The organism is Anaerococcus sp. HMSC068A02 (assembly GCF_001811125.1).
Lineage (GTDB): Bacteria > Bacillota > Clostridia > Tissierellales > Peptoniphilaceae > Anaerococcus > Anaerococcus vaginalis_C.
Window position 1 is genome coordinate 1 of the sequence record NZ_KV803736.1, and the last position, 4,106, is coordinate 4,106.

At 27.8% G+C, this 4,106-nt stretch carries 5 protein-coding genes; 3 read left to right on the forward strand and 2 right to left on the reverse strand.

Annotated features, from left to right (window positions below; all coding sequences use genetic code 11):
• Positions 1-725, reverse strand: a 725-nt coding sequence (locus HMPREF2782_RS03145) for a site-specific integrase (protein WP_070640802.1), incomplete at its 3' end; no start/stop codon positions are given.
• A 596-nt stretch (positions 726-1,321) separates the two neighbouring features.
• Between HMPREF2782_RS03145 and HMPREF2782_RS03150 the strand changes: the two genes are divergently transcribed.
• Both HMPREF2782_RS03150 and HMPREF2782_RS03155 read left to right on the forward strand, forming a co-directional pair.
• A complete protein-coding gene (locus tag HMPREF2782_RS03150) occupies positions 1,322-2,476 on the forward strand; it encodes a hypothetical protein (protein ID WP_000687657.1) in 1,155 nt (384 codons plus the stop codon).
• Positions 2,477-2,698: 222 nt separating this feature from the next.
• Positions 2,699-3,055: a hypothetical protein gene (locus tag HMPREF2782_RS03155; RefSeq protein ID WP_000599722.1), complete on the forward strand. Its 357-nt coding sequence runs from the start codon at positions 2,699-2,701 to the stop codon at positions 3,053-3,055.
• Positions 3,056-3,123: 68 nt separating this feature from the next.
• Here HMPREF2782_RS03155 and HMPREF2782_RS03160 read toward each other — a convergent pair whose 3' ends face one another.
• Positions 3,124-3,720, reverse strand: coding sequence for a hypothetical protein (locus HMPREF2782_RS03160; RefSeq protein WP_000711069.1), 597 nt, complete (start codon positions 3,718-3,720; stop codon positions 3,124-3,126).
• 140 nt (positions 3,721-3,860) lie between these two features.
• Here HMPREF2782_RS03160 and HMPREF2782_RS03165 point away from each other — a divergent pair, with 140 nt between their 5' ends.
• Positions 3,861-4,034 carry a hypothetical protein gene (locus HMPREF2782_RS03165; protein WP_000282420.1) on the forward strand — a complete coding sequence of 58 codons (174 nt, stop codon included), beginning with the start codon at positions 3,861-3,863 and terminating at the stop codon, positions 4,032-4,034.
• Positions 4,035-4,106: the final 72 nt, after the last annotated feature.

Consider the following 4,106-nt stretch of genomic DNA (forward strand, 5'->3'; position numbering starts at 1 on the left):
TCTCCAGCTTCTTTAAAAATATTTATTATTTCATCTGTTTCTTCTTTATCTTTGCCCATGATTAAAGCTAAGCGTTTTTTTCCACCTTTTCCTTGTCTAACTTTTACATAATATTTTCCGTTGATTTCTTTTAAATCAACCCCTCTTACAGCTTCCATTTCTTTTTTTCTTAATCCTGTAGAGCTTGTTATTTTAGAAAATTTTCTTTCTAGCTCTTCTGATATGTGTTTATCTCTTTTAGCTTCATATCGACTTCTTTTAATTGATTTTCTTGTCCTTGGAGCTGTCGCTATAAAGTTTGTAGATGATGTTCTTAAAACCTTTGCTATAGCTGATTTAGATGTGCTAATTGAGTAAGCAGATAAGTCTTGATTTGTTAAGTTTTTCAGATATTCATTTACGTGTTCTGTTTTAACTTGTTGTATTTTCTTTATTTCAGGATAATTTTCTTTCAAAAATTCTGCAAATTTATAACATTGTTTTTTGTATGTCTTATAAGTTGTAACGCTATAAATTTTATTTATTGTTGTAGTTGATAAATCATTTTTATCGTCATTTCTTGATGTACTCATACCATCATTTAACATTCTTGTTAATCTATCATAAATCTGATTTTTTAAAATGTTTTTTTGCTTTCTTTTATCCCATTTTTTAGTTTTTTTCTTTTCTTCATCTATTATTCCAAATTCTTTGTTAAAAGCTTTGTTTGTGATATTAAAAGACATAGAATGCTCCTTTCAAATATATAAACTATCTTTTTAAAATTAAAGCTCTTAAAATCGATTCTAGAGCCTTATTTGCTACTCTAATTGTTAAGACTAAGCTTTTTATACTACCGAGTCCGTAGAAGCTTATAAGTTGTCTAATCTAAGACAAAACACATTTTTTAAAGAGCTTGGCTTGCTCTAAAGTACACATTTTTAGATTGATAGCTTGGCTTGCTATTTAATGCTTTTGTAAGTGAATTCCTACACTATACATTTTTTTACATACTTAAAATTTTTGCTCTATAAATCTTTTTTATTTTTTTCTTACTTCATATTTTGCGACTTCCTCTCTTTGTTTCCTCATTTTTGATCACTTATCTTTTTTATTTTCTCCATACCATCAATCTTCTATTTATAATTTGTCAGAAAAGGTTCTTAATAACAAAAGAGTTTAAAAACTTATCCTTGGCAAGTACCCTAAATCTGTTTATACGTCCATAAATGGACCGTATAAACAGATTTTATTTATTGGAAATCCTGTGTAGAAAATAAAAATATTAAATTTTCTGACATATAAGAGATAGATTAAAAACTTTCTTTTATATGGGGGAATTATGAAAATAGAAAAAAACATCTTAGTAAGATATGAGAAATTTCAACGCATTGGCTTTGATAGAGTGAAATTTAAGAATGTAAGAGTTACCGAGTATGAGATTAATCACTTAATAAGCTTATATCAGAACTCATATGGAATAACGAAATTTAGTTATTATAGAAAAGAACTGAAATCCATTCGAATTGAAAGGGGAGGAATTGGGCGATTGGAGATAAGAAGAGAGAATTGTTGCAACATAGATTGTGGCTTATATGCAAGAATAGATTTTTCGCCAACGGACATTCTAGGACAAAATATAGAAAATTTTTCTTTAGAAGAATTAAAAGATGTGGTTGTGGAAATTAAAAATATATTATACGAAGATTATAAAATTGAGATAGACATATCAAATGTCATTTTTAACTATTGTGAAATTAACTACAATTATTTAACGACAGGTAATACTAAAGATTTTGAAGACCCATTACGTACTCTGGTTAGATTTATCCCGTATATGAAAATTTGCATAGATATTGAAAACCATAAAGAGAAAGACGGCTATGAATCCAAAACAATAACAGCACAAAATCAACGACATAAAATTACATTTTATGATAAATTAAAAGAAACAAAAAAGAAGCATAAAAATAAAGAAATCGTCATCGTTGATGAAAATGGAGAGATACTAAATGGGAGTATTTATAGATATGAGCATACAATAAAAAAAACAGATAAGTTTAAAGATTTTTTTGAAGAAACAAATCTTTTTAATTTAAATGAAGAAGTGTTTCGTCAAAAATTATTCTTATATTTAGAAAAAAATCTTTTTAAGCCATATGAAAAGCAAAAATTAATGTGTAGAGACCTTCTTGTGAAAGCCGTTAAAAAATATAGGGAAAAGGATCGAAGAGGAAAAGAGTGGGGAAGCTTAATGATTAGCGATATCCTAATTCAAGAAAGGCAATTAGGTTATCAAATACTTTTTGATTCAGATGATTTGTTAGAAATTGTTAGTGAAGTTTTTTTAAAAGATAAAAACAAAGGGCGCATTTTAGGATATATAAAAAGACTGTTATGCAAGGAGCCGTATCTTTATTATTCTAAAAATAAAAAAGAGAAAGTTGAAAATTTAGTTTATAGTATAAAAAGTCAATTTCATGACCTCATTAAATGAGGATAGAAGTGATATGTATTGTGAAAAAGGATAGATATTCGATTGGTGTAAGTAGTAGAATTTAAAGAAAGTATTACTCTCTTTAGTTAGTGTAAAAGATAAGTAGCAATCTCTTATAATAATAGGAAGAATTTTCAATGACGACAAGTTTGTTATTGGATATTAATTCTGACATATAAAGACTGTAAGAAGTAACTATATATATTAGGAAAGGAAATTATTATGATATTAGAAAAAGAAGAATTGTTGGATAAGGTTTTTAAAAGTGTAGTCATGAATATTATGTCGGTAGAAAAATCTATTTTAAGTGAAGAAGTGTGGCTAGATGTTGGAGGACACTATTATTGTGTAGATGGCGTCAGAGATATTTTACTAGAAAGAGAAGGTGAGTCACTTCAGTACTTTTTAAGCGATATGATAGTAACCATAAGATGCTATGCAGAAGTTTATGGAAGTTTTGATATAGAGCTTGATTTAGAGAGTATAGGCTTTAAAAACTTCATAAAGTTGTCCCATTTGTTTAATGAAAAATTCTTTAATAACTGGCATAGCTTTGTGTATGAGATCCAAAGAGAGTGACTAAAAAATTATAATTAAATCTAGTAAAAATAAAAGCTTGAGATTGTCTAACCTCAAGCTTTTATTTTTTAATTCACAGCTAAATCATCCACTATTAAATCCTCATAGTCAACTGTAATTTCATCATAATTTTTCCTTGCAGAGACTAGTATTGCCGATACGAAAACAAAGTCATTTATTTCGAGCGAAACATCATTTACACGCATGTTTTTAGAGTATTGAAGTGTAATTACTTGCTCTCTATAGTCTCGCACTTGAATCGTAATCCAATTATTGAACTCTTTGATGCTTAAGATAGAACCGCTAAGAAAAACTCGTGAAAATGGGTTTTTAAAAGAAAAACCTATATTTTCTATTTCAAAGGCTTCTGATAACAAAGTGTTCTCTAAGACTATTTTTTCACCAAGAAAATACTGTTCTTTTCTACCTTCATATAAATAGGGAATGACAGGGCTTTTCACAAAACCTGTAATATAAACAGTTTGATTCATTTTAAAATCATGAATATCTATAGATTCAAAGTATACTTTCATATAATTTGGCTCTCTTTTCCCATTAATAAAGATTGTTAAGTATGGATTTCTTTCCTTAAAACCTCCTTTTCCTACAATCCTTCCGCGGCAATAAAACTCGTTTAATAGTGGAATTTTCCTATCTTTTTTCATTTTTTACTCCTTTCTTCAATTAACTATTGAATATATGCATTAAAAGATTTTCAATAAAAAAGTCTGTGTGGAGAAAAACACGAATCAATACTTTTTTCTGACATATACAAGGTGAAATCAAAATTAGGAGGCAATTTACCTTGTATAATAAAAATAGCGTAAAAGATTGTTCTTATGAATTAGATGGGTTGGCACGTCTCTTACAAGAATTAATAGAAAAGTATGCAGATCAGTTAGATTTTGAAAAATTGGAAGTACCGCCAAGATGTTCAGAAAAAAATAAAAATGAGGATAATATTAATTCATCGGATTAGGTTATTGTATTGACTTTTATATTATGATTTATGTAAAATATAGGTATAACTATAACGTGAAAATATGTCCAA